The sequence below is a fragment of the Nonomuraea sp. NPDC050540 genome (assembly GCF_044457485.1).
GTDB lineage: Bacteria > Actinomycetota > Actinomycetes > Streptosporangiales > Streptosporangiaceae > Nonomuraea.
The window spans coordinates 643794-667952 of the sequence record NZ_JBITHA010000003.1; the positions used below are offsets into that span (position 1 = coordinate 643794).

22 protein-coding genes, 1 tRNA gene and 1 pseudogene are annotated in these 24159 nt (G+C 69.0%); 12 read left to right on the forward strand and 12 right to left on the reverse strand.

From position 1 onward, the window contains the following. Positions 1 to 144: 144 nt before the first annotated feature. Positions 145 to 444 (forward strand): annotated as a pseudogene (locus ACIBI5_RS13270) (transposase); the annotation flags it as partial. A gap of 104 nt (positions 445 to 548) precedes the next feature. Further along, positions 549 to 914 carry an integrase core domain-containing protein gene (locus ACIBI5_RS13275; protein WP_397246340.1) on the forward strand — a complete coding sequence of 122 codons (366 nt, stop codon included), beginning with the start codon at positions 549 to 551 and terminating at the stop codon, positions 912 to 914. A gap of 119 nt (positions 915 to 1033) precedes the next feature. Here ACIBI5_RS13275 and dapD read toward each other — a convergent pair whose 3' ends face one another. From dapD to ACIBI5_RS13295, 4 genes are read right to left on the reverse strand one after another with little or no spacing between them, the layout of a single operon-like run. Then, positions 1034 to 1996 carry a 2,3,4,5-tetrahydropyridine-2,6-dicarboxylate N-succinyltransferase gene (gene dapD / locus ACIBI5_RS13280; RefSeq protein ID WP_397246343.1) on the reverse strand — a complete coding sequence of 321 codons (963 nt, stop codon included), beginning with the start codon at positions 1994 to 1996 and terminating at the stop codon, positions 1034 to 1036. A 17-nt stretch (positions 1997 to 2013) separates the two neighbouring features. Next, complete coding sequence (locus ACIBI5_RS13285) at positions 2014 to 2433, reverse strand: pyridoxamine 5'-phosphate oxidase family protein (protein ID WP_397246345.1); 420 nt, start codon at positions 2431 to 2433, stop codon at positions 2014 to 2016. Positions 2434 to 2472: 39 nt separating this feature from the next. Further along, the gene (locus tag ACIBI5_RS13290) at positions 2473 to 3591 is read right to left on the reverse strand and encodes a sensor histidine kinase (protein ID WP_397246347.1); all 1119 of its coding nucleotides are present in this window, start codon (positions 3589 to 3591) and stop codon (positions 2473 to 2475) included. Beyond that, complete coding sequence (locus tag ACIBI5_RS13295) at positions 3588 to 4247, reverse strand: response regulator transcription factor (protein ID WP_397246349.1); 660 nt, start codon at positions 4245 to 4247, stop codon at positions 3588 to 3590. The genes ACIBI5_RS13290 and ACIBI5_RS13295 overlap by 4 nt, the downstream gene beginning before the upstream one ends. Before the next feature lie 88 nt (positions 4248 to 4335). Here ACIBI5_RS13295 and ACIBI5_RS13300 point away from each other — a divergent pair, with 88 nt between their 5' ends. The 4 genes from ACIBI5_RS13300 to ACIBI5_RS13315 are packed head-to-tail and all read left to right on the forward strand — an operon-like array spanning position 4336 to position 7674. Next, positions 4336 to 4767: a hypothetical protein gene (locus tag ACIBI5_RS13300; RefSeq protein WP_397246351.1), complete on the forward strand. Its 432-nt coding sequence runs from the start codon at positions 4336 to 4338 to the stop codon at positions 4765 to 4767. Beyond that, the gene (locus ACIBI5_RS13305) at positions 4764 to 5825 is read left to right on the forward strand and encodes an efflux RND transporter periplasmic adaptor subunit (protein ID WP_397246353.1); all 1062 of its coding nucleotides are present in this window, start codon (positions 4764 to 4766) and stop codon (positions 5823 to 5825) included. The genes ACIBI5_RS13300 and ACIBI5_RS13305 overlap by 4 nt, the downstream gene beginning before the upstream one ends. Further along, entirely contained in the window at positions 5822 to 6481 is a 660-nt protein-coding gene (locus ACIBI5_RS13310) for an ABC transporter ATP-binding protein (protein WP_397246355.1), read from the forward strand. Before ACIBI5_RS13305 ends, ACIBI5_RS13310 begins: the two co-directional genes overlap by 4 nt. After that, a complete protein-coding gene (locus ACIBI5_RS13315) occupies positions 6481 to 7674 on the forward strand; it encodes an ABC transporter permease (RefSeq protein ID WP_397246358.1) in 1194 nt (397 codons plus the stop codon). Before ACIBI5_RS13310 ends, ACIBI5_RS13315 begins: the two co-directional genes overlap by 1 nt. A 435-nt stretch (positions 7675 to 8109) precedes the next feature. On the opposite strand, the gene ACIBI5_RS13320 is transcribed toward ACIBI5_RS13315, so the two are convergent. Continuing rightward, positions 8110 to 8195 (reverse strand) — tRNA-Leu (locus tag ACIBI5_RS13320). 105 nt (positions 8196 to 8300) lie between these two features. Here ACIBI5_RS13320 and ACIBI5_RS13325 point away from each other — a divergent pair. Beyond that, positions 8301 to 8885, forward strand: coding sequence for a response regulator (locus ACIBI5_RS13325; protein WP_312896323.1), 585 nt, complete (start codon positions 8301 to 8303; stop codon positions 8883 to 8885). A gap of 185 nt (positions 8886 to 9070) precedes the next feature. Here ACIBI5_RS13325 and ACIBI5_RS13330 read toward each other — a convergent pair whose 3' ends face one another. After that, on the reverse strand, positions 9071 to 9910 hold the full coding sequence (locus ACIBI5_RS13330; RefSeq protein WP_397246361.1) for a hypothetical protein: 840 nt from the start codon (positions 9908 to 9910) through the stop codon (positions 9071 to 9073). Between the two features lie 164 nt (positions 9911 to 10074). Between ACIBI5_RS13330 and ACIBI5_RS13335 the strand changes: the two genes are divergently transcribed. Next, entirely contained in the window at positions 10075 to 11364 is a 1290-nt protein-coding gene (locus tag ACIBI5_RS13335; RefSeq protein ID WP_397246363.1) for an ABC transporter substrate-binding protein, read from the forward strand. Between the two features lie 210 nt (positions 11365 to 11574). After that, positions 11575 to 12870, forward strand: coding sequence for an ABC transporter substrate-binding protein (locus ACIBI5_RS13340; protein WP_184960872.1), 1296 nt, complete (start codon positions 11575 to 11577; stop codon positions 12868 to 12870). 48 nt (positions 12871 to 12918) lie between these two features. Here the strand turns inward: ACIBI5_RS13340 and ACIBI5_RS13345 are convergent, their stop codons facing one another. From ACIBI5_RS13345 to ACIBI5_RS13370, 6 genes are all read right to left on the reverse strand, one after another. After that, positions 12919 to 13320 (reverse strand): hypothetical protein, encoded by a 402-nt coding sequence (locus ACIBI5_RS13345; protein WP_397246366.1) that lies wholly within the window; start codon positions 13318 to 13320, stop codon positions 12919 to 12921. Between the two features lie 90 nt (positions 13321 to 13410). Further along, positions 13411 to 14196: an ABC transporter ATP-binding protein gene (locus tag ACIBI5_RS13350; protein WP_397101758.1), complete on the reverse strand. Its 786-nt coding sequence runs from the start codon at positions 14194 to 14196 to the stop codon at positions 13411 to 13413. Beyond that, positions 14193 to 15131, reverse strand: coding sequence for an ABC transporter ATP-binding protein (locus tag ACIBI5_RS13355; RefSeq protein ID WP_397246368.1), 939 nt, complete (start codon positions 15129 to 15131; stop codon positions 14193 to 14195). Before ACIBI5_RS13355 ends, ACIBI5_RS13350 begins: the two co-directional genes overlap by 4 nt. After that, positions 15121 to 16107: a branched-chain amino acid ABC transporter permease gene (locus ACIBI5_RS13360; protein WP_397246370.1), complete on the reverse strand. Its 987-nt coding sequence runs from the start codon at positions 16105 to 16107 to the stop codon at positions 15121 to 15123. Before ACIBI5_RS13360 ends, ACIBI5_RS13355 begins: the two co-directional genes overlap by 11 nt. Positions 16108 to 16118: 11 nt before the next feature. Continuing rightward, entirely contained in the window at positions 16119 to 17423 is a 1305-nt protein-coding gene (locus ACIBI5_RS13365; protein WP_397246373.1) for a branched-chain amino acid ABC transporter permease, read from the reverse strand. Positions 17424 to 17908: 485 nt separating this feature from the next. Next, positions 17909 to 18253 carry a PaaI family thioesterase gene (locus ACIBI5_RS13370; protein ID WP_397246791.1) on the reverse strand — a complete coding sequence of 115 codons (345 nt, stop codon included), beginning with the start codon at positions 18251 to 18253 and terminating at the stop codon, positions 17909 to 17911. Between the two features lie 122 nt (positions 18254 to 18375). Between ACIBI5_RS13370 and polA the strand changes: the two genes are divergently transcribed. From polA to rpsA, 3 genes are all read left to right on the forward strand, one after another. Continuing rightward, complete coding sequence (polA, locus tag ACIBI5_RS13375; RefSeq protein WP_397246376.1) at positions 18376 to 21066, forward strand: DNA polymerase I; 2691 nt, start codon at positions 18376 to 18378, stop codon at positions 21064 to 21066. Positions 21067 to 21271: 205 nt separating this feature from the next. Beyond that, entirely contained in the window at positions 21272 to 22432 is a 1161-nt protein-coding gene (locus ACIBI5_RS13380; protein ID WP_397246379.1) for a polysaccharide deacetylase family protein, read from the forward strand. A 212-nt stretch (positions 22433 to 22644) separates the two neighbouring features. Further along, positions 22645 to 24141, forward strand: coding sequence for a 30S ribosomal protein S1 (rpsA, locus tag ACIBI5_RS13385; RefSeq protein WP_184960885.1), 1497 nt, complete (start codon positions 22645 to 22647; stop codon positions 24139 to 24141). Positions 24142 to 24159: the final 18 nt, after the last annotated feature.

Sequence of the window (24159 nt, forward strand, 5' to 3'; positions counted from 1 at the left end):
GCTCGCAGTGCCGCGCGCCGCTTGAGCGCTGTGCCGGGCCGCGCCCTTCGTGGAGAGCCCACTTATTCTCCTGTCGCAAGGGTCAACAAACTGCTTGATCGTATATGTGTGATCAAAAGGGAAATAAGGTGTCAAAAAGGTAAGATGATCATCACTAGGGCCTGTGCGATCCGGTTGCGCAGGCAGTGGGTGCGACCGCGCTGCCAGGCCGCGTCCGGCAGGCTTGCGCCGATCGCCTCGATCGCCTCGCAGTGCGCGTCGGACTCCGCGCCGACCGCCCGGCAGCGTCGGCGGGCCGACCTGGATGCGGAGATCACCCGTTCGTTCGAGGCCTCCGGTGGCACCTACGACTCGCCGCGCATCACCCGTGACCTGCATGAGGGGTGTCGGCGGGTGTCGGGAAGCACCGTTGCGGCGCGGATGGCCGAGCTCGGTCTGGTGGTCCGCGTGCGGCGCACGCCGCGCTCGCTGACCCGGCAGGGCAAGCGGCCGGCGGCGCCGGACCTGGTGTGGCGGAAGTTCACCGCGCCCGCCGCGGACGTGCTGTGGTGCGGCGTTCGGATCGCGGCTCGGAATACACGGCCGCCCGCTCCCAGGAGTTGTGCCGGTGTCTGGGCGTGGTGCAGTCGATGGGAGGCGTGGGCCGCGCCGCGCTCGACAACGCGGCCGCCGAGGCGTTCAACAGCACCCTCAAGGTCGAGTACGTGCACCGACACCGGTTCCACACCCGGGCCGAGGCCCGTCTGAAGATCGCGACCTGGGTCGCCGAGGTCTACGACACCGCCCGGCGGCACAGCGCCGACGACGGCCTGCCGCCCACCCCATTCGAACGTCACATGATCGAGAAGAGACAAGCCTCACCGGCGCCCCGAGCTCTTCACGGGCGTCCGGGTGGTGAATCGGCCCACCTGTGATCGTAGGTGTGTTCTCACCGCCACTGAGCCGGCTGACCTTGCAAAGCACCAAGAGCACTCCTGCCGAAACCCCGCGAGCGCCGCCTACCCGGTCTCGCGGGGTTTCCTGCCGTCCGGGCTCAGTTGGCGTGCAGGGTGGCGTTCAGCTCGATGCGCCGACCGGTGCGGGCGACCGCCTCGACCGCGCCCGACTGGGAGTTGCGGCGGAACAGCAGGCCGCTGGAACCCGACAGTTCCTTGCCCTTGACCACGCGGCCGTCCGGCAGCGCGATCTTGGTGCCGGACGTGACGTACAGGCCCGCCTCGACCACGCAGTCGTCGCCCAGCGAGATCCCCACACCGGCGTTGGCGCCCAGCAGGCACCGCTCGCCGATCGCGATGACCTCCTTGCCGCCGCCCGACAGCGTGCCCATGATCGACGCGCCGCCGCCCACGTCGGAGCCGTCGCCCACGACCACGCCGGCCGAGATGCGGCCCTCGACCATCGAGGCGCCCAGCGTGCCGGCGTTGAAGTTGACGAAACCCTCGTGCATCACGGTCGTGCCGGCGGCCAGGTGGGCGCCGAGCCGTACCCGGTCGGCGTCGGCCACGCGGACACCGGAGGGCAGCACGTAGTCGACCATCCTCGGGAACTTGTCCACGCCGTAGACCGTCACCGCCCCCGTGGCGCGCAACCGCAACCGGGTCCGCTCGAACCCGTCCACCGCGCACGGCCCCCGGTCGGTCCACACGACGTTGGCCAGCAGCCCGAACAGCCCGTCCAGGCTCAGCCCGTGCGGGCGTACCAGCCGCGACGACAGCAGATGCAGGCGCAGGTACGCGTCGTGCGCGTCGGCCGGGGCCTCCGACAGCTTGGCGATGCCGGTGCGCACGGCGACGACCTCGACGCCGCGCGCCGGGTCGGGACCGGCCAGGGCGGCCAGCTCGCCCGCCTCCTCGGCGTTGAGCCTTTCGGTGCCGGCGAAGGCGGGCTCGCCCAGCTCGGGCGCGGGAAACCAGGTGTCGAGGACGGTGCCGTCGGCGGCGATGGTGGCCAGGCCGATGCCGTGGGCGCCGGTGGTGGTGGGATCGATAGCAGTCACGGGCCCAAAATACCGGGTCAGATGGTGCCGAGGTCGGCCGACAGCCACCGCTCGGGCCGCATGTGGAAGGTGACGAGGACGGCGAGGTTCGACTGCGCGACGTAGCCGGCCACCGCGTCGTCGGGCAGGTAGCGGGCGACGATCCTGGTCATCTCCTCCAGCGTGGTGGGATTCTTCGCGACCACCGGGCCTTCGGCGGACACGTAGCGGTAGGTCGGATGGCTCCGCTGGGCGAGCATCGACACCCGGCCCGCCTTGCCGATCAGCTGTGCCTTGACCGAATCGCCGTCGGTGAGGAACGACACCATGCCGCCCGGTTCGTAGTCGTACCAGATCGGCACGTTCAGCGGGGCCCGGCCTTCGCCCGCCTCCACCGCGACCGCCCCGATGTGCGGCTCGGCCAGGAACGCCTCCCGATCAGCAGCGCTCAGCGCCACGGCAACCCCCCGAAGATCGTCGTACTCCTGTGGCCGACCTTAACCCAGCGAGGCCCCGCCGAACGTGACGCGGACCGTCAGCCCGCCACCCGGGTTCGCCTCGGCCGCGACGACGGCGTCATGGGCACGCGCCACGGCCGCCACGATCGACAACCCGAGCCCGGTTCCCTCGCCGGGCGTGTGCCGGCGCTCGTGCAGCCGCCGGAACGGCTCGAACAGCAGCGGCACCACCTCGGCCGGCACCATCGGTCCCGTGTTCGTCACCATCAGCTCGCCGGCCCCGGTGACGATCTCCACCCTGCCGTCCGGCCGGTTGTAGCGGACCGCGTTGGCCACCAGATTCCCCACCAGGCGCTCCAGCAGCACCGGGTCGCCCTTCACCACCAGCGGGCCGCCCCGGACGAGCGCTCCGGCGTCGTCGCCCAGCGCCGCCGCGATGTGGTGGACCGCGACCGGCTCCCGCCGTTCCACCCCCTGCTCCGACATCGACAGCAGCAGCAGTCCCTCGATCAGCCGCTCGTTGCCGTCGGCGAGGTCGATCAGCTTCTCCCGCATCCGCGACACCCGCGCCGCGTCCGGCTCGCCCGCCAGCCCGATCTCCGCCGCCGCCCGCTGCATCGCCAGCTGCGTACGCAGCTCGTGCGCGGCGTTGGCGGCGAAGCGCTGCTGCGCGCCGACCAGCCGCTCGATCCGGTCCAGCATGGCGTCGAAGGTGTCGGCCAGCTGCTTGAGCTCGCCCGACGGCGCGTCCAGGGCGATGCGCTCGTGCAGGTTCGCCCCCGACAGCCGCCGGGCGGTCCGCGTGATCACCGACACCGGCCGCAGCATCCGTCCCGCCATCCACCACGCCAGCACCACCGACGCCAGCGCGAACCCCGCCGCCGCCGCGATCGAGATGAACAGCAGCCGCTCCAGCGCCGTCTCCTCGACGAAGCCGAGCAGTTGCACCGTGGTGGCGAAGTCACCGCCGGACGGCGCGGCCGCGCTCACCCTGACACCCGGGAGCGCCCCCGGCCGGCCAGGCTGCCTGGCCGCCGCCGAGCTGATCGTGTTCACCAGGCTGTCCCGGAGCAGGAAGTAGATCAGCGCGACCAGCCCGCCGCCCGCCAGCAGCAGCAGCCCGCCGAACAACGCCGTCAGCCGGGTCCGCTCGTTCATGCGCCGATCCGGTAGCCCGCCCGGGGCACCGTCTCCACCACCGGAGGGTCGCCGAGCTTGGCCCGAAGCTTGCTCAGCGTCACCCGCACCGCGTTCGTGAGGTAGCTGGTGTCCTCCTCCCACACCTGGTCGATGAGGTCCTCGTTGCTGACGACCGCGCCCTCGGCGCGCATCAGCGTCTCCAGCACCGCGAACTCCTTACGCGACAGGTGCAGCGGGCGGCCGTCGCGGCCGGCCGTACGGCAGGCCGTGTCGAGCACCACCCCGCACCGCTCGATGACCGGAGGCAGCGCGGGACGCGCGCGCCGCCCGAGCGCCAGCACCCGCGCCAGCAGCTCGTCATAGACGAACGGCTTGGGCAGGTAGTCGTCGGCGCCCAGCCGCAGCCCGTCCACCCGCTCGCGCACGCTGCCCGCGGCGGTCAGCATGAGCACCCGGGTCATCAGCCGGTGGGCCACCACCCGGCGGCACACCTCGTCGCCGTGCACGCCGGGCAGGTCGCGGTCGAGCACCATCACGTCGTACTCGCCGGTCTCCAGCTTGCGCAGCGCCTCCCGGCCGTCATGGGCCACGTCGACGGCGAGCGCCTCCCGGCGCAGCCCCTCGGCGATCATCTCCGCCAGGAACGCCTCATCCTCCACCACCAGCACACGCATGCCCCCTCTCTACCTGAGGTGCGCATTTCCTTGCCATAAAGACGACCGTTAGAGCGGCGAAACGCGGCTCCGGGCCAGCCTGAACCGCATGAAGACCACCCTCGCCCTGGCCGCGCTCGTCCTGAGCCTGGCCGCCTGCGGCGACACCGCGCCCGAGAAGAACACGACCGTCAACTCCGGCGACCAGCGCCTCAAGACCGCCGAATGCCTGCGCGCCAAGGGCGTCAAGGTCGGCGACCCCGGCGGCCTGGGCAAGAGCCAGACGATCGACAGCGGCGGCATGGACCAGAAGGAGTTCGAGAAGCTGCTCAAGGAGTGCGGCGCGATCGGCGGCACCGGCAAGCAGATCAGCCAGGCCGACAAGGACAAGGCCCTCGCCTTCGCCAAGTGCATGCGCGAGCAGGGCCTCGACTTCCCCGACCCCGAGTTCGACGGCGGCATGCAGGAGGCCAGGCCCGTGCCCGCCGACAAGGGCGCCTTCGACAAGGCCAACAAGATCTGCAGCGAGAAGACCGGATGAACCGCGCCGCGACGACGCTGACCGCGGGGGCCGTCCTGGCGGCACTCGCGGGCGGCGTCGCCTTCGCCACGTTCGCCACGCCCGGCGGAGCGGAGCCGTCCGCCACGCCCCCGCTCACCGCCGCCACCGGCACCGTCGACAAGGGCGACCTCACCCAGAGCGTCCGTGCCAAGGGCACGCTCGGCTTCGCCGGCCGCCGCACCATCGGCGCCGCCCTCGGCGGCGTCCTCACCTGGCTGCCGCGTGCGGGCTCGGCCATCGGCCGCGGCGAGCGCCTCTACGAGGTCGACGGCAAACCCGTCCGGCTCATGTACGGCGTCAAGCCCATGTACCGCACCCTTTCCCAGGGCGCGGAAGGCGCCGACGTGCGCCAGCTCGAAGCCAACCTCAAGGCCCTCGGCTACGGCTCCGGCATGACCGTCGACGACGAGTACACCTGGGCCACCGCCCAGGCCGTACGCGACTGGCAGGAGGACCACGACCTGCCCGAGACCGGAACCACCGGCCCGGAGCAGATCGCGTTCGCCCCCCGTGCCCTGCGCGTCCAGAAGCTCGAGACCGCGACGGGCGAACGCGTGGCCCCCGGCGGCCGCCTGCTCACCGCCACCGGCGCGGAACGCGTCGTCACGTTCAAGGTGGACGTCACCGAGGCCGCCCACCTCAAGACCGGCGACCGTGTCACCGTCGAACTCCCCACCGGCAAACGCGCCAAAGGCCGCGTCACCGGCATCGGACGCACCGCCGAAGCCGACGACCAGGCCGCCGACAAGACCCCCAAGGTCGACATCACCGTCGCCTTCGACCGCCGCGCCGGAGTCAAAGGCGTCGACCAGGCCCCCGTCGGCGTCCTCATCAAGGGCGAGACCCGCAAGGACGTCCTGTCCGTCCCGGTCACCGCGCTGCTGGCCGTACCCGGGGGCGGCTACGCCGTCCGCGTCGTCGGCGCCGGCCCGCCGCGCGACGTGAAGGTCGGACTCGGCCTGTTCGCCGACGGCCGCGTCGAGGTCACCGGCGACGGGCTGGACGAAGGCACGAAGGTCGAGGTGCCCGGCACATGAGCGTCGTCGAACTCACCGGCGTCACCAAGCGCTACCCCGGCGGCGTCGAGGCCCTGCGCGGCGTCGACCTGCACGTCGAACAGGGCGAACTCCTGGCCATCGTCGGCCCGTCCGGCTCCGGCAAATCCACGCTCCTGCACATCGTCGGCACCCTCGACCTGCCCACCGACGGGCACGTGCGCATCGTCGGCCACGACGTCGGCCGCCTGTCCGACCGCGCGCTGTCGGCCCTGCGCGCCCGCCACATCGGCTTCGTCTTCCAGGCCTTCCACCTCATGCCCGGCGTCACCGCCCTCGACAACGTCGCCGAAGGCCTCCTCTACACCGGCCTTTCCCCGGTACGGCGCCGCCGGCGCGCCGCCGAAGCCCTGGAGCGCGTCGGCCTGGCCGACCGCATGCGCCACCGGCCCCACGAACTGTCCGGCGGCCAGAAGCAGCGCGTGGCCATCGCCCGCGCCGTCGCCGGCGAACCCGACCTGCTCCTGGCCGACGAACCCACCGGCGCCCTGGACACCGCGTCGGGCGCGGCCGTACTCGATCTCCTGCACGAGCTCAACCGCGACGGCGCGACCATCGCCGTGATCACCCACGACCCCGAGATCGCCGCCGCGCTGCCCCGGCAGGTGCGCGTCAGGGACGGGCAGGTGATCGGCTGATGGCCACGCTCACCCCCGCCCGCCTGCGCCCGCGCGACATCGCCCACGTGGGCTCCGCCGGACTGCGCGGCCGCCCGATGCGTGTGGCGCTGTCCGCCCTGGGCATCGCCATCGGCATCGCCACCATGATCGCGGTCGTGGGCATCTCGGCCTCCAGCAAGGAACAGCTGATGCGCCGGCTCGACCAGCTCGGCACCAACATGCTGGTCGTGACACCGGGCGACTCGATGTTCTCCGGCGAACGCGCCAAACTTCCCAAGGACGCCGCCGCCATGGCCGCCCGCATCGCCGGTGTGGAGCAGGTGGCGGCCCTGGGCGCCCTGCCGTACCCGATCTACCGCAACGACCGGGTGGACGAGCTCGACACTAACGGCATCACCCTGTCGGCCGCCGCGGAGTCATTGCTCGCCACCCTGCGCGGCCGCATGGCGAAGGGCTCCTGGCTCAACGCCGCCAACGGCCGCTACCCCTCCGTCGTCCTCGGCCACGTCGCCGCCCGCCGCCTGGGCATCACCGAACCCGGCAGGCAGGTCTACCTGGACGGCCGCTACTTCACCGTCGTCGGCATCCTCGCCCCGCTGCCGATGGCCGAGGAGATCGAGCGTTCGGCGCTGGTCGGCTGGAAGGCGGCGCAGGACCTGCTCGCCTTCGACGGCCACCCCACGTCCATCTACGAACGCTCGACGGACGAGACCGTCGTCAAGGTCAGAGACCTGCTCCCGAGAACCGTCAACCCGGAGCACCCTGAAGAGGTGGAGATCACCGACCCGTCCGCCGCCCTGCAGGCGAAGGCGGCCTCGGCCGGCGCCTTCACCAACCTGTTGCTCGGCCTGGGCGCGGTCGCCTTGCTGGTCGGCGGCGTGGGAGTGGCCAACACCATGATCATCTCCGTGCTGGAGCGCCGCCACGAGATCGGCCTGCGCCGGGCACTGGGCTCCACCCGCGGCCAGATCCGCCTGCAGTTCGTGACGGAGTCGCTCCTGCTCTCCGGCCTGGGCGGCCTGGCCGGCGTCCTCCTGGGCGCCGCCGCGACCTGGATATACGCGACATCAGGCGGCATGCCCTGGGTCGTACCCCCATGGGCGATGGCAGGAGGCTTCACCGCCACCCTGGCCATCGGCACGGTAGCCGGCCTGTACCCCGCCGTAAGAGCAGCCCGCACCTCCCCAACCGTAGCCCTCCACGCCACCTGACCGGCCTTACCACCACCACCCGCCCACCACCGCTGTCCGCGTGGTGCAGAGCCCCGGTCGGCCCGGTCGCCTCAGCAGGCCGACAGCGCTGGGGAGCACCGCCGCCATGGCCTGCGCGGCCACCTCGACCAGACCGGGCCAGGACGCCGAGCAGGAGATCGTGAGCCGGTGGACGCCACGCCGGTGGTGGACGACATGCCGGTCGCCGAGACAGAGGCCCAAGAGGTAGGCGTAGACGCCGGGAGGGCGGGGAAGCAGGGGGCTGTGCGCGCATCGTACGCACGAGCCTGCGGACCGGGGGTCGTCGCGCGCCCTGCGGTCGCCGGTGCGCCACTTTCTGACGGCTCCGGCGGAGAGGGGAGCGCGCGGTCGACGGTCTCGCGGGGGTGCATGCGCTCAGTGTGTCTGGCGTCACTGACAGTTGTGGAGGTGTGGTGGTGCCGGAAGCGGGATTCGAACCCGCACGCCCTCTCGAGCGGGCGCTTTTGAGGCGCCTATGTCTGCCATTCCATCATTCCGGCGGGGAAAACCGGCAGTATCCGGTTTTGTGCCGGGACGCGCCTGACTAGATCAGGTTCGTACACCGGCGTGGATCTAATGTAGCGGACCTCGGTACTCTTCTGCTCGTGAGTACGCAGCGGCGAGTAGTGATCGCGGAAGACGAGGCGCTGATCCGCCTCGACCTCAAGGAGATGCTTGAGGAGGACGGCTACGTCGTCGTGGGTGAGGCGGGTGACGGTGAGCAGGCGATTCTGCTGGCCACCGAACTCAAACCCGACCTCGTCATTCTCGACGTCAAGATGCCCGTGCTCGACGGCATCTCGGCGGCCGAGCGTATCGTCGCCGAACGGGTCGCCCCCTGTCTCATCCTCACCGCCTTCTCCCAGCGGGACCTGGTCGAGCGGGCCAGGGACGCGGGGGCGATGGCCTATCTGGTCAAGCCGTTCACGAAGGCGGACCTGGTGCCGGCGATCGAGATGGCGGTCAGCAGGCACGAGGAGATGGTGGCGCTGGCCACCGAGGTCTCGAGCCTGTCCGAGCGGCTGGAGACCCGCAAGCTGGTCGAGCGGGCCAAGGGGCTGCTCATGGCGGCACACGGGTGGAGCGAGCCGCAGGCGTTCCGGTGGATCCAGAAGGCCTCGATGGACCGGCGCCTCAGCATGCGCGAAGTGGCCCAGATCGTCGTCGCGGACGCCACCAAGTCCGAGTAACCCCGGCCGAGGGCTCCACCTGGCCCTCGGGTCTCACCGCCACGCACGCTGGCGGGGTTCCGCGCTGCCCGGCTGGTCCGTGCGCCTCGCCGGGCACGCGCTTCGCGAGGTTGGCGCCCCACCGGCCCACGGCCCGCACCTGCTCAGGGTCCTGCACCGGCTCAAGGGCTCTCCAGAGGTGGGGTCTACAGGCCGCAGGTTTTGCGGGCGTAGCCGAGGATGAGCTGGTCCAGGCGCATGGAAGGCGTCTGGACGGTGTCGGAGCGGAAGACGAGGAAACGCGGTTCGCCGGTCCCCAGCGCCACCCGGGCGTTGAAGAGCATGGCGATCTTGGCCTCCGCGAACGAGTGCGGGTCGCAGCGGCCCGGGGTGATCCGGACGGGGATCTCCAACCGCGCCATTCCCGCCTTGAGCGTCATTTCCCGAGAATTCAGCTCATAGTGCACGTTGCCTGACAACTCAGTAACGGTCACATCTTCATTGCTGTTGCGGCGCGTCACGATAACACTGCCCTGGAGAACCTTGTCCTTCTCGGTCCAAGCCGGGCCGAACCCCACCGACACCGCCTGCTGCACGAGGAACTGCTCGCATTCCTCCCGGAAAAGCTTCGCCAGCAACGGGTCCGGATGGGGCAGCGCCCAGCTGACCTCGCGCGAGGATTCGTCGCCTGCCTTGACGTGCGCGATCACCCGCGCCGGCCGCAGTTCCGGCACCGCTCCTGGGGCGCACTTGGCCGCGCCGTACGCGATGCGCAGAGCCACCGGAACGCTCTTGACGGCGGTGTCCATGCGCGAGAACCCGGTCTCCTGGAACGAAGGTCCGCTCACCCGCACGTCGGACACCCACACGGGGGTGCTCCCGGCGTTGGCCATGACCACGCTCAGCATGTGCTTGGGCATGTCGGATCGTCCCTGCGTGAGGGTCACGGTGAGCCCCTGGGGCGGGCTCGTGGAGGGGGCGGGCGGAGTGCCCCCGCAGGCGGAAAGGCAGAGGGCCAGGACCAGGAGGGCGGCGGTGCGCTTCACATCGCCACAGTAGAGGCGGCCCGCGGCCGGGCCAGGTTAAGGAGGAGTCACGACTGCGCATCGTAAGGTCGCGGCCTCTCCCACCGGATAGTTCCGGGGTCATGCTGATCGTGGATTTCGCGAACTCCATGTCCCCCCTGCGCATCTGCACGAAGGAGATATCGATGATTCGGCGAGCGTTGGCCGTCGCGACCGCGGCGGTCTCGGCCCTCGCACTCGCGGCCTGCGGATCCTCCGGCCCCGACGGGGCGGGCACCCCGGCGAGCGACACGGCCTCAGCTCCGGGCGCCACCGTCGCCAAGGGCGACGGCACGCTGGTCCTCGGCTCCGTACTCCCTCAGACCGGGAACCTGTCCTATCTGGGCCCGCCGATGTTCGCGGGCATCGATCTGGCGGTCAAGGAGATCAACGCGACGGGCGGCGTGCTGGGCAAGCAGATCTCGGTCTCGCACACCGACTCCGGCGACACCACGACCCAGATCGCCGCCCAGTCCACCGACAGCCTGCTGGCCAAGAAGGTCGACGCGATCGTGGGATCGGCCTCATCCTCGGTCTCGCTGTCCATCCTCGACAAGATCACGGGTTCCGGGGTGCTGATGTTCTCGCCGTCGGCGACGGGCATCGAGCTCACCAACGCCAAGGACAACGGCCTGTTCTGGCGTACGGCCCCGCCCGACGTCCTCCAGGGCCGGGTGCTGGGCGACCTCGCGGTCTCGGAAGGCGACGACACGGTGGCGATCGTGGCCATGCAGGACGCCTACGGCTCCGGCCTGGCCGACTCGACGGAGAAGGCCGTTCTCGCCGGCGGGGGCGAGGTCGTGGAGAAGATCCTCTACGACCCCAAGGCGGCTGACTTCTCGGCCGACGTGGCCAAGGTGAAGGCGAAGAACCCGAAGGGCATCGTGCTGATCGGGTTCGCCGAGACCAGCAAGGTCGTCCAGGAGCTGGTGAAGCAGGGCCTGACCAGCGACAAGCACCACTGGTACATGGTCGACGGCAACCTGTCCAACACCAACTACCTGAAGTTCCCCAAGGGCACGATGAAGGGTGTCAAGGGCACCCTGCCGGGCTCGGAGGCGCCGGGGGCGTTCCAGAAGAAGCTGCTGGAGGTCAATCCGGATCTCGACGTCTTCGGTTACGGCCCCGAGTCCTACGACGCGGTGAACCTGATCGCGCTGGCGGCGGAGGCGGCCAAGAGCGACGTGGCCGCGGACATGGCCGCGAAGCTGGGCGAGGTCAGCAAGGGCGGCGAGAAGTGCAACGCCTTCAAGGTGTGCGCGGATCTCCTCAAGGCGGGCAAGGACATCGACTACGACGGCGTGAGCGGGCCTGTGGAGTTCAACGACGCGGGGGATCCGGCGACCGCCACGATTGGCATCTACCAATTCGGGCAGAACAACACCTTCGACGCGGCCAAGGCTCTGGAGTATCGATCGGGGAACATCGCGGGGTAACAGGGTGTCAGCGGCCGGTTTCCCAGCTAACCGGCCGCTACCTGGGGGTTTTCTTCATAAGTTGAGGAGTGATTACGACTCAGCATCCAAGTGCCGACAGTTCTTCCAGGCATCTAGCTGGAAGCGTGCTGCTTTTTGTACGTTTCGCTCATTCGATCGGGAACGTCGGCGGTGCTGACAGCCTCCCGGCCTGGATGAAGGAGACACTTCATGACCCGCATTGCCCCACTCGGGCGCGTGCTCGCCGTCGCGGCTGCGGCGAGCCTCGCTCTGACGGCCTGTGGCGGCGGCGCTGACACCGCCGGCACCAAGGCCACCGATTCGGCCGCGCCGGCGACCTCGGCCGCGGCCGGCAAGGGCGACGGCACGCTGAACCTCGGCACCCTCCTCCCGCAGACCGGCTCGCTCGCCTACCTCGGCCCGCCCGAGTTCGCGGGCGTCGACCTGGCGGTCAAGGAGATCAACGACGCGGGCGGCGTCCTCGGCAAGCAGGTCTCGGTCTCACACACCGACTCCGGCGACACCACGACGCAGATCGCTTCGCAGTCGGTGGACAGCCTGCTGGCCAAGAAGGTGGACGCCATCATCGGCGCCGCCTCCTCCTCGGTGTCGCTGTCCGTGATCGACAAGATCACGGGTGCCGGCGTGGTGCACTTCTCGCCCGCCAACACCTCCATCGAGCTCACCACCTACAAGGACAACGGCCTGTTCTGGCGTACGGCTCCGCCGGACATCCTGCAGGGCCGCGTCCTGGGTGACCTCGCGGTGGCCGACGGCGACGACACGGTCGCCATCCTCGCGCTGCAGGACTCCTACGGCACCGGCCTGGCCGACTCCACGGAGAAGGCCGTCATCGCCGGCGGCGGCGAGGTCGTCGAGAAGATCATCTACGACCCCAAGGCCGCGGACTTCTCGGCCGACGTCGCGAAGGTCAAGGCCAAGAACCCGAAGGGCATCGTGCTCATCGGCTTCGCCGAGACCAACAAGGTCGTCCAGGAGCTCGTCAAGCAGGGCCTGACCGCCGACAAGCACCACTGGTACATGGTCGACGGCAACCTGTCCAACACGAACTTCCTGAAGTTCCCGAAGAACACCCTGAAGGGCGTCAAGGGCACGCTGCCCGGCGCGGCCGCTCCGGACACGTTCCAGAAGAAGCTTCTCGAGATCAACCCGAAGCTCGAGGACTTCAGCTACGCGCCTGAGTCCTACGACGCCGCCAACCTCATCGCCCTGGCAGCCGAGGCCGCCAAGAGCGACGCGGGCACCGACATCGCCACGAAGCTGGGCGAGGTCAGCAAGGGCGGCGAGAAGTGCAACGACTTCAAGACCTGCGTCGACCTGCTGAAGGCCGGCAAGGACATCGACTACGACGGCATCAGCGGTCCGGTCGAGTTCAACGACGCCGGTGACCCGGCGACGGCCACCATCGGCATCTACCAGTACGGCGCGGACAACAAGTACCCCGCCAAGGCCATCGACTACCGCACCGGCAACATCGACGGTTAAGTAGTCAGGCGGGAGCCCCGGGACCTCGGTCCCGGGGCTTCTTCGCGTTCACCGGCCCTTGCAGCCCTCGACGATCCCGTCGGCGGCGGCCCGGTAGTCCTTCAGGAGCGCCACCTGGCGCTTTCTGGGGGTCTGGGCGCTGGACAGGCCCTTCGTGGCCTTCTCGACCTTCTCCGCCTCGTCCTGGAGCACCTGGGGGAGCCGGGGGCCGAACTCCTGGACCATGCCGCGCAACTCGGCCAGCCGGCCCAGGACGGCGTTCTCGAAGTTCTGCTCGTCCTCCCTGCCCGCGGGCAGGAGCAGGAGCCCGGCGTAGCCGATGGAGGAGACGACGCGGGTGCAGGGGTCGTCGTCGGGGTCGCCGCCGGTGCTGTACTTGGCGGTTTCGCTCGCCGCCGCCGGCGTCTTCTGCGCGGGCGGGCTGTTCTGGCAGGCCACGAGCATGGGCATTAGCAGGGCGATAGCCGTAATGCGTCGCACAATGCTCATTAAACGCGGAGAAGGGGCCCCAAAGGGACCCCTTCGCGCGAAACAGCGTGTTTACGCCCGTGCCAGCGTGCCCAGGTAGAGCTCGATGACCTTCGGGTCGTTGGCCAGCTGGCGGCCGGTGCCGGTGTAGGCGTTGCGGCCCTGGTCGAGCACGTAGCCGCGGTGGCAGATCTGCAGGCAGCGCCGCGCGTTCTGCTCCACCATGATCACGGTCACGCCCGCCTTGTTGATCTGCTGGGCCTGGATGAAGACCAGGTCCTGCAGCTTGGGCGACAGGCCGGCCGACGGCTCGTCGAGCAGCAGCACCGACGGCTCGGTCATGAGCGCCCTGGCCATGGCCACCATCTGCCGCTCACCGCCCGACAGGGAGCCGGCGCGCTGCTTGCGCCGCTCCTTGAGCGCGGGGAACAACTCGGCGACGAACTCGAAGCGCTCCTTGAACTTCGTGGGCACCTGGTAGGCGCCCATCTCGAGGTTCTCCTCGATCGTCAGGCTGGGGAAGACGTTGTTGGTCTGCGGGACGTAGCCGACCCCGCGGGCCACCAGCTGGTGCGCCTTCATGTTCGTGATCTCTTCACCCTTGAGCACGACCGTGCCGCTGCGGATGTTGACCAGCCCGAACATGGCCTTGAGCAGCGTCGACTTTCCGGCGCCGTTGGGGCCGATGATGCCGATCAGCTCGCCTTCCCCGACGTACAGGTCGGAGCCGTTGAGGATGTTGACACCAGGCAGGTAGCCGGCGATGAGCTCGTCGCAGCGGAGCACGGCGTTCTCGGCCCCCGCCACGTGGGCGCTGCGGTCGGTGACGGCCGCCTTGGATTCCGGGGTGCTGCTCACTTGCCTGCCTCCTCCTCGACCTCGGCCTCGAGCGCGGCCTCGGCCTCCTGGAGCTGCTCTTCCAGCTCCTCCTCGGACAGCGGCGCGTCGTGGTGGGCGCCCAGGTAGGCGTCGATCACCCGGGCGTCGGACATGATCGTGTCCGGCGGCCCCTCCGCGATCACGGTGCCCTGGGCCATCACGATCACCCAGTCGCTGATGTCGCGGACCATGTCCATGTCGTGCTCGACGAACAGCACGGTCATGCCCTGCTCGCGCAGGTCCTTGACGTGACCCAGGAGCGACTGCGTCAGCGCCGGGTTGACGCCGGCCATCGGCTCGTCGAGCATGACCAGCTCAGGGCTGACCATGAGCGCGCGGGCCATCTCCAGCAGCTTGCGCTGGCCGCCGGACAGGGAGCCCGCGAAGTCCTCACGCTTGGCGTCCAGCTTGAAGCGCGCGAGCAGCTCGTCGGCGCGCGCGGTGATCTCGTCCTCCTGGGCGCGCCAGGAGGACGGCACCAGCGCGCGGAAGAAGCTCTCGCCCTTCTGGTTCTGGGCGCCCAGGCGCATGTTCTCGATGACCGTCAGCTTCGACAGCGCCTTGGTCAGCTGGAACGTGCGGACCATGCCGGCGCGCGCGACCTTGTGGGCCGCGACGCCGTTCATCCTGGTGCCGTTGAACGTCCACTCGCCGGCGTCGGCGGTGTCGAAACCGGTCAGCTGGTTGAAGAACGTGGTCTTGCCGGCGCCGTTCGGGCCGATCAGCGCGGTGATGGAGCCGCGCTGGACCTCCACGTGCTTGACGTCGACGGCGGTGAGGCCGCCGAAGCGGCGCACGACGTTGTCGACGACCAGGATCGGGTCGGGCTTGGTGACGCCCGGCTCGCGCTGCAGGTCCTTGAAAGCGGCCAGCGCGGCGGCCTTGCTGTCAGTGGGCGTGGTTTCAGCGTGCATCGAGTGCGATCTCCCTCTTATCGCCGAAGATACCCTGCGGACGGAAGACCAGCAGCAGGACCAGGCCGAGACCGACCAGCATGAAGCGGAAGGCGCCGATCTGGTTGACCGACATCCACGTGATGTACTGCGCTTCGATCAGCTCGTTGAGCAGGTTGCCGATGAAGACGAGCAGCACCCAGAAGATGATCGAGCCGACGACCGGGCCGAAGACGCGGGCCGCGCCGCCGAGGATGACGATCGTGTAGGCGTAGAAGGTGAGCTCGGTCGAGAACGCGTCCGGCTGCACCGAGGCGTAACCCAGCGCGTAGATGTAGCCGCCGAAGCTGCCGATGAGGCCGCCGAGGATCAGCGACTGCATCTTGTACGAGAACACGTTCTTGCCCAGCGCGCGCACGGCCTCCTCGTCCTCGCGGATGGCCTTGAGCACGCGGCCCCACGGGCTCTTCATCAGCATGTAGATCACCAGGCACGACAGGCCGACGAGGATCCAGCCGATGAGCAGGACCCAGGTGACGCGCTCGTTGAAGGTGAAGGGGCCGATGCCGTACTCGCCCTTGGAGAAGGGGTTCATCGCGAAGAAGCCCTCGGAGAACCCGTAGCGGCCGTCGGAGCCGCCGAAGTAGTCCTTGAAGGTGACCGAGCGGAAGATCAGGCGGACGATCTCGGCCGCCGCGATCGTGACGATGGCCAGGTAGTCGGCGCGCAGCCGCAGCGTCGGGATGCCGAGCAGCAGGGCGAGCAGGATGACCGAGGCCAGGCCGACGCCGATGCCGACCCAGAACGGCAGGCCGATCGTGACCACGGTGACGGCCAGGCCGTACGCCGCGACGCCGAGGAAGGCCGCCTGGCCGAAGTTGAGCAGGCCGGTGTACCCGAAGTGCAGGTTGATGCCGATCGCGGCCAGCATGTAGAAGACCGTCTCGACGCCCACCGCCGCCTCGACGGTGGTCACCATGATGTTGAACCAGTCCATGATTCCCCCCGTCAGCCGATCCGCTCGCGGCGGCCGAGGATGCCCTGCGGCCGGAAGAGCAGGACGATGATGAGTACGGCCAGCGCGCCCACACTCTTGAGCTCAGGAGAGATCCAGAGGGTGGACAGCTGGATGAACAGGCCCACGATGAGGGAGCCGACCAGCGCGCCGAACGCGGTGCCGAGGCCGCCCAGTGTGACTCCGGCGAAGATGAGCAGCAGGATGTCCTGGCCCATCGTGAACTTCACGGTCTGCGACAGGCCGAGCAGGATGCCGGCCAGCGCCGCGATGGCGCCGCCCGCGGTCCAGATGACGCGGATGACCCGGTCGACGTTGATGCCGGAGGAGGCGGCCAGCGCCGGGTTGTCGGCGACGGCCCGCGCGGCCTTGCCGGTGCGGGTCTTGAGCAGCGCGATGCCGACGATGACGAGCACGGCCAGTTCGATGGCCATCATGATGAAGTTCTTGGGCGCCGCGGTGATCGGGCCGACGGTGATGCCCGCCTGGGCGTTGAACTCGGTGTACGGCTCGCTGTCACCGCCGTGCAGGAACAGGAAGAGGAAGCGCAGGAACATCGCCACGCCGATGGAGATGATCATCATGGCGATGACGCCGGTGCCCCGCCTGCGCAGCTGCCCCCAGAAGAAGCGGTCCTGGAGGTAGCCGAAGGCGCCGCCGACCAGCACCGCGATGATCGCGGACGGGATGACGCCGAGGCCGAAGCCGACGTTGAAGAGGTAGGCGATCAGCGCTCCGAACGTCACCAGCTCGCCGTGGGCGAAGTTGGTGAGCTTGGTGGTGCCGAAGATGAGCGACAGGCCCATCGCGGCGAGGGCGATGATCAGGCCGAGGTTGAAGCCCTCGAAGGTGAGCTGTGCGGCCCGCGTCCAGAAACTGCTGTCGCTGGAGGTGTCGGTGGGAGCCGGGGCTCCGGGAGTCTGCTCGCCGCCGGCCTTGGGAACCAGGGCGAACAGGACGGTGGAGCAGTTGTCCTTATAAACCGTTGGAGTGCGGACGTTGTTGCCGCCGCGAACCTCAGCGGTCTGAGGGAGCGAGCTGACATCCAGGGTGACCTTGTACTTCCCTGGTTTGTCGACCTGGACGTCCCATGTGCCTTGGGCGTTACTGGCGACCTCCTTGACGGGTTTTCCGTCCTCGGTGGTCACGACGATTTTCGCGCCGTTCACTGGCTGGCCTTGGAGTTTGAGTGTTCCCTTCACTCCCTGGCAGTCGGCAGGCCCCGCGGACGCGGGGCTGGCGAGCAGGAAGATCAGTCCACCCAGGAAGGCCGTGAACGCGATCACGGCTCTGCGCAATGGTGCTCCCTCTATTAGGTCAAGGCGGGGCTTGGGTTGTACCCCTCCATCTCGACACGCGGGCATCGCAGGCACAACTGGGATGCTGTGGCGGGAGCCTATTCCGGCGACGTCCGGTTCCGAACCGTTCGTCACCAATTAGTGATGCGGGTGTGTCGGTGATGTGAGCAAATAAGAAGGCAGGTCAGGGGCTAAATCGAGGTATACCCCTGGCACGGGCGCGGAGCCGTACTAAAACGAGACCATAACGATCGGTCGGAAAGCACTGCACAGGCGGGCGACGTATGCATCAAGCCCGGAAAGGTGGGATGACCCGCTTATTGCGCGGGCAAAAAAGAGCGAGCCCGGGGGTGACCTTTGGGACCGTGTCCGGCTTCCCCGGCCCGACACGTTATCTACTCGGCCTCCCCGCGGGCTCTGTCCGGTCAACCGTAGCGACCCACGGGGGCCGTGTGCAAAGGGTGAGCCGAACTGCCTTCGCCGTCTCAGGCGTCACGCAGCATGCACGTGAGGCGCGAGGTGCACACGCGCCGGCCCTCCTCGTCGGCGATCTCGATCTCGAACGTGGCCAGTGAGCGGCCGCCGTGAACGCGCGTCGCCACGCCCGTGACGTGCCCGGACGTGGCCGCCCTGTGATGGGTGGCGTTGATCTCGATGCCCATCGCGATACGGCCCTCGCCCGCGTGGATCGCCGAGCCGATCGAGCCCAGGGTCTCGGCCAGCACGACCGACGCGCCGCCGTGCAGCAGCCCGTACGGCTGCGTGTTGCCCTCGACCGGCATGCGGCCCACCACGCGCTCCGCACTGGCCTCGACGATCTCGATGCCCATGCGCTCGGCGAGCGTGCCGCGGTGAAGGGAGTCGATGGTGACCCGGTCTATCTGCGTCAAGGAGGAGCCTCCAGTCTTCCGAGCTCAGGTTTTCTGTCGCACATGGAGACTAGGCTTCTGGTGTGCCGAAGAGTGAAGTGACCCCCAACCGCCCATGCCTGTTGCTCCTTGACGGGCATTCGCTGGCCTATCGCGCGTTCTACGCGCTCAAGGACGCCAACCTCATGACCACCGACGGTCAGCACACCGAGGCGGTCTACGGGTTCACCTCGATGCTGACCAACATCCTGCGCGATGAGCAGCCGACCCACGTGGCGGTGGCCTTCGACCGGTCGGAGCCCACGTTCCGGCACGAGGAGTACTCCGAGTACAAGGCCAACCGCAGCGAGACGCCCGAAGACTTCAAGGGCCAGATGCAGCTCATCTTCGAGCTGCTCGACACCCTGCGCGTGCCGCGGCTGTCCAAGGCCGGCTTCGAGGCCGACGACCTCATCGCCACCCTGGCCACCCGCGCCTCGGGCGAGGGCATGGACGTGCTGATCGTCACCGGCGACCGTGACGCGCTGCAGCTCGTCAACGAACGGGTGACCGTGCTCATGACCCGCCGCGGCATCAGCGACATGACGCGCTTCACGCCGGAGGCGGTCTTCGAGAAGTACGAGCTGACGCCCCAGCAGTATCCCGACTTCGCCGCGCTGCGCGGCGACCCGAGCGACAACCTGCTGAGCATCCCCGGCGTGGGCGAGAAGACCGCCGCCAAGTGGGTGCGCGAGTTCGGCTCGCTGACCGAGCTGGTCGACCGGGTCGACGAGGTCAAGGGCAAGGTCGGCGACAAACTGCGCGAGCACGTCGCCCAGGTGCTGATGAACCGCAGGCTCACCGAGCTGCTGCGCGACGTGCCGGTGGACGTCGAGGTCGCCGAGCTCACCCAGGGCCTCTGGGACCGCGAGGAGATCAACAAGCTCTTCGACACCCTGCAGATCCGCGGCGAGCTGCGCGAGCGCGTGTTCAAGGTGCTCGGCAGCGGCGAGGAGGAGCCCGAGCAGGGCTTCGAGGTCGAGACGATCATCCTCGGCCCCGACCGCGTGGCGGGCTGGCTGGAGGCGATGCCCGAGGGCCGCGCCGGCCTGGCGTTCAAGGGCGCCTACGGCAGCGGCACCGGCCGCATCGACGGCATCGCGATCGCCTCGCCCGACGGCACCGCCGCCCACATAGACCCGACCAAGCTCACCGAGGCCGACTTCGCCGCGCTCGGCGCCTGGCTGGCCGCCGACGACCGGCCCAAGGCCGTCCACGACGCCAAGGGACCGCTGCTGGCCCTGTGGACGCAGGGGCTCGACCTGCGCGGCCTGAGCGCCGACACCGCGCTCGCCGCCTACCTCGCCATGCCGGGCCAGCGCACCTTCGCCCTCGAAGACCTCGCCCGCCGCTACCTCCACCGCGACCTCAAGGTCGAGGAGGAGTCCGGCGGGCAGGCGGCGCTGTTCGGCGACGACGAGGACGCCCCGGCCAAGGACCTCGCGCTGCGCGCCCACGCGGTGCGCGAGCTGGCCGACTCGCTGGAGGCGTTCCTGTCCCAGCGCGGCGGCACGCAGCTGCTGGCCGACGTGGAGCTGCCGCTGGTGCGGGTGCTGGCAGAGCTGGAGCGGGCCGGCATCGCCGTCGACCGCGACTACCTCACCGGCATGGAGGCGCAGTTCGCCGCCGCGGTCAAGCAGGCCGTCGAGGAGGCGCACCGGGTGGTGGGCGAGCAGTTCAACCTCGGCTCGCCCAAGCAGCTGCAGGAGATCTTCTTCAACCAGCTCAACCTGCCCAAGACCAAGCGCACCAAGACCGGCTACTCCACCGACGCCGACCAGCTGGCGTGGCTGGCCACGCAGACCGACCACGAGCTGCCGGTCATCATGCTGCGCCACCGCGACCAGCAGAAGCTCCGCCAGACCGTCGAGGGCCTGATCAAGGAGATCGCCGACGACGGCCGCATCCACACCACGTTCAACCAGATCATCGCGGCCACGGGCCGGCTGTCGTCGGAGAAGCCGAACCTGCAGAACATCCCGATCCGCACCGCCGAGGGACGCCGCATCCGGCAGGGCTTCACGGTCGGCGAGGGCTTCGAGACGCTGCTGACCGCCGACTACAGCCAGATCGAGCTGCGCATCATGGCGCACCTGTCGGGCGACGAGTCGCTGATCGCCGCGTTCGAGTCGGGCCACGACTTCCACGCCGCCACCGCCTCGCGGGTGTTCGACCTGCCGCCGGAGCAGGTCGACGGCGAGCTGCGCGCGCGCATCAAGGCGATGAACTACGGCCTGGCCTACGGCCTGTCCGACTTCGGGCTCGCCGGGCAGCTCAACATCCCGGTGGCCGAGGCGCGGGCGCTGAAGGAGGAGTACTTCGAGGAGTTCGGCGGCGTGCGCGACTTCCTCAACGCCATCGTCTCCCAGGCCCGCACCGACGGCTACACCGAGACGATCATGGGCCGCCGCCGCTACCTGCCCGACCTGACCAGCGACAACCGCCAGCGCCGCGAGATGGCCGAGCGCATGGCGCTCAACGCGCCCATCCAGGGCTCGGCGGCCGACATCATCAAGGTCGCGATGCTCAACGTGCGCCAGGCGCTGGGCGAGGAGGGGCTGCGCTCGCGGATGCTGCTGCAGGTCCACGACGAGCTCGTGTTCGAGGCGGCACCGGGTGAGCTGGAGCGCCTGCGGCAGCTCGTGACCGACCAGATGAACGCCGCCTACCAGCTGCGGGTGCCGCTGGAGGTCTCGGTGGGCGTGGGGCGTACGTGGGAGGACGCGGGGCACTGATCTCCGCTTCGCACGGCGGGTCCGCTTCCGGGCCCGCCGTCGCTTTTTTCCCTCTCCGGTACGGCCCGCCGCGCCGTATTCCGGACATGTGTGATGTTGCACTGTGATGCGTGACATGGTCGGACACGGTGCGCCGTGGGCCTTCTGCGGAGGGCTTCTGGACTACCCTGGACCTTTGAAATCCCCCGACCGGTACGGGAGTTCTGTGCGGCCCTCACTGTCATCCACGCGTGTCATCGGTGCGGCGAACGTCGCGGTCATCCTCGTCGCGGTCGTCGCGCTGATGATCATGCCGGGCGACGATCCGGCGGCCCACGCGCCGCCGGAGGCGGCCAGGGTGGGGCAGATACAGCCGGCGCCCTCGCCGGGTCAGCCGTCCTCTCCGGCGGCGTCCGGGCAGCCGTCCGCGCAGCCGTCCGAGCCCGCCCCGATGCCGACGGCGAGCCAGCCTCCGGCGGTGGTCGCCACGCCGGAGTTCGCCAGGCAGGTGAAGGCCAACGAGGCCGGGCTGGTGCCGATCATCATGTACCACCGGATCATCAAGAAGCGGATGGCCTCGATCGACCGCACCCCCGCCCAGCTGCGGCAGGAGCTGGAGAAGCTGGCCAAGCAGGGCTACGTGCCGATCACCGCGGCCGAGTTCGCCGCCGGGCGCGTCCAGGTGCCTGCCGGCAAGTTCCCCGTCGTGCTGACCTTCGACGACGGGCACCCGAGCCACTTCGCCCTGGACGACCAGGGACGGCCCGCCAAGAACACCGCCGTCGCCATCATCTACGACGTCGCCCGCAAATACCCGTCCTTCCGGCCTGTCGCGACCTTCTGGGTCAATCACTACCCGTTCGGGCTGCAGAAGCAGGAACAGCAGGCCTCGGCCGTGCAATGGCTGCACAAGCAGGGCTTCGAGGTGGCCAACCACACCTGGGCGCACCCCAACCTGCGGGCCATGGGCACCAAGAAGGTGCGCGAGCAGATCGCGCGGCTGGAGCGCATGCTGAAGAAGCTCGGGGTGCCGCCGTCCACGACGATGGCGCTGCCGTTCGGGAGCATGCCGCACAAGAAGAAGGCGGCCCGCAAGGGGGAGTGGGGCGGCGTGCCGTACGACTTCGACGCGGTCTTCCTGGCGGGGGCGGAGCCGTCCTTGTCGCCCTTCGCCAAGGGGTACGATCCTGGTGCCGTTCAGCGGATCCAGAGCAACGGCAAGAAGGGCGAATGCCGTAAGTGGTGCTCGCAGTACTGGCTGGAATGGCTGCAGAAGCACCCGGGATGGCGCTATGTCTCCGACGGCGACCCCGACCGCGTCTCGGTGCCGAAGAAGCTGCAGGGTAATATCGCCCCGAAGCGGAGAGACCAGGTCAACGCCTATTAGGCGCGGTGGTTCTCGAAGGTCATCGCCGTCTCGGATTGACCCCCGCCGTTAGGTCTCATATGCTGATCGCTGCGCTGTGGGCTCGCGCGCGCCTCAGACGGAGCGGGCTCGCGCTCGGTCACGTCGATGTCGTAATCCTCGGCTTGATGCGGAAGAGGGCCTGCCGCGCGCCGCCACATCGATATCTGTCCGCGTTCGGAGCAATTCCACACATGACGTCCAGCACTGAGGCCACCTCGAGCACCCCGCAGGTAGCGGTCAACGACATCGGGTCCGAGGAAGCCTTCCTCGCAGCGATCGACGAGACCATCAAGTACTTCAACGACGGCGACATCGTCGAGGGCACCGTCGTCAAGGTCGATCGAGACGAGGTTCTTCTCGACATCGGCTACAAGACCGAGGGTGTCATTCCCTCGCGAGAGCTCTCGATCAAGCACGATGTCGACCCCGCGGACGTCGTGGAAGTCGGCGAACACGTAGAGGCCCTGGTTCTCCAGAAGGAGGACAAGGAGGGTCGCCTGATCCTGTCCAAGAAGCGTGCGCAGTACGAGCGCGCCTGGGGCACGATCGAGAAGATCAAGGACGAGGACGGCATCGTCACCGGCACCGTCATCGAGGTCGTCAAGGGTGGTCTCATCCTCGACATCGGCCTCCGTGGCTTCCTCCCGGCCTCCCTGGTCGAGATGCGCCGGGTCCGCGACCTCCAGCCTTACGTCGGCCGCGAGCTCGAAGCGAAGATCATCGAGCTCGACAAGAACCGCAACAACGTGGTTCTGTCGCGTCGCGCCTGGCTTGAGCAGACGCAGTCCGAGGTCCGCCAGACCTTCCTCAACACCCTCCAGAAGGGCCAGGTCCGCAAGGGCGTCGTGTCCTCGATCGTCAACTTCGGTGCCTTCGTGGACCTGGGTGGCGTCGACGGTCTCGTCCACGTGTCGGAGCTGTCCTGGAAGCACATCGACCACCCGTCCGAGGTTGTCGAGGTCGGCCAGGAGGTCACCGTCGAGGTCCTCGACGTCGACATGGAGCGCGAGCGCGTCAGCCTCTCGCTCAAGGCGACGCAGGAAGACCCGTGGCAGCAGTTCGCCCGCACCCACCAGATCGGCCAGGTCGTTCCCGGCCGGGTCACCAAGCTGGTGCCGTTCGGCGCGTTCGTTCGGGTCGAAGAGGGCATCGAGGGCCTGGTCCACATCTCCGAGCTGGCCGAGCGCCACGTGGAGATTCCGGAGCAGGTCGTCCAGGTCGGCGACGAGATCTTCGTCAAGATCATAGACATTGACCTCGACCGCCGGCGTATCAGCCTCTCGCTGAAGCAGGCGAACGAGGGTGTCGGCACCGAGGTCGAGTTCGACCCGACCCTCTACGGCATGGCCGCCACCTACGACGACCAGGGCAACTACATCTACCCCGAGGGCTTCGACCCCGAGACGGGTGAGTGGCTGGAGGGCTTCGACCGCCAGCGCGAGGAGTGGGAGCGGCAGTACGCCGAGGCCCAGACTCGCTTCGAGGCCCACAAGAAGCAGATCGAAGAGGCCCGCAAGGCCGAGGCAGAGGCCGGCGAGGCCGCTCCTTCGTCCTACAGCGGTGAGACGCCGGCTCCGGCCAGCTCCTCCTCCTCGACCTCTTCTTCCTCCGCTCCGGCCAGCGGCGCCCTGGCCTCCGACGAAGCTCTCGCGGCACTGCGCGAGAAGCTCGCCGGCGGGCAGAGCTGACCAGCTCGGCAAGCGCGA

What these genes read in the sequence shown, in the direction of transcription:
- ACIBI5_RS13290 (WP_397246347.1), bottom strand. Translation starts at nt 3,591, where the DNA reads ATGAACGAGCGGACCCGGCTGACGGCGTTGTTCGGCGGGCTGCTGCTG.
- ACIBI5_RS13295 (WP_397246349.1), bottom strand. Translation starts at nt 4,247, where the DNA reads ATGCGTGTGCTGGTGGTGGAGGATGAGGCGTTCCTGGCGGAGATGATC.
- ACIBI5_RS13300 (WP_397246351.1), top strand. Translation starts at nt 4,336, where the DNA reads ATGAAGACCACCCTCGCCCTGGCCGCGCTCGTCCTGAGCCTGGCCGCC.
- ACIBI5_RS13305 (WP_397246353.1), top strand. Translation starts at nt 4,764, where the DNA reads ATGAACCGCGCCGCGACGACGCTGACCGCGGGGGCCGTCCTGGCGGCA.
- ACIBI5_RS13310 (WP_397246355.1), top strand. Translation starts at nt 5,822, where the DNA reads ATGAGCGTCGTCGAACTCACCGGCGTCACCAAGCGCTACCCCGGCGGC.
- ACIBI5_RS13315 (WP_397246358.1), top strand. Translation starts at nt 6,481, where the DNA reads ATGGCCACGCTCACCCCCGCCCGCCTGCGCCCGCGCGACATCGCCCAC.
- ACIBI5_RS13335 (WP_397246363.1), top strand. Translation starts at nt 10,075, where the DNA reads ATGATTCGGCGAGCGTTGGCCGTCGCGACCGCGGCGGTCTCGGCCCTC.
- ACIBI5_RS13340 (WP_184960872.1), top strand. Translation starts at nt 11,575, where the DNA reads ATGACCCGCATTGCCCCACTCGGGCGCGTGCTCGCCGTCGCGGCTGCG.
- ACIBI5_RS13345 (WP_397246366.1), bottom strand. Translation starts at nt 13,320, where the DNA reads ATGCCCATGCTCGTGGCCTGCCAGAACAGCCCGCCCGCGCAGAAGACG.
- ACIBI5_RS13355 (WP_397246368.1), bottom strand. Translation starts at nt 15,131, where the DNA reads ATGCACGCTGAAACCACGCCCACTGACAGCAAGGCCGCCGCGCTGGCC.
- ACIBI5_RS13360 (WP_397246370.1), bottom strand. Translation starts at nt 16,107, where the DNA reads ATGGACTGGTTCAACATCATGGTGACCACCGTCGAGGCGGCGGTGGGC.
- ACIBI5_RS13370 (WP_397246791.1), bottom strand. Translation starts at nt 18,253, where the DNA reads ATGGGCATCGAGATCGTCGAGGCCAGTGCGGAGCGCGTGGTGGGCCGC.
- rpsA (WP_184960885.1), top strand. Translation starts at nt 22,645, where the DNA reads ATGACGTCCAGCACTGAGGCCACCTCGAGCACCCCGCAGGTAGCGGTC.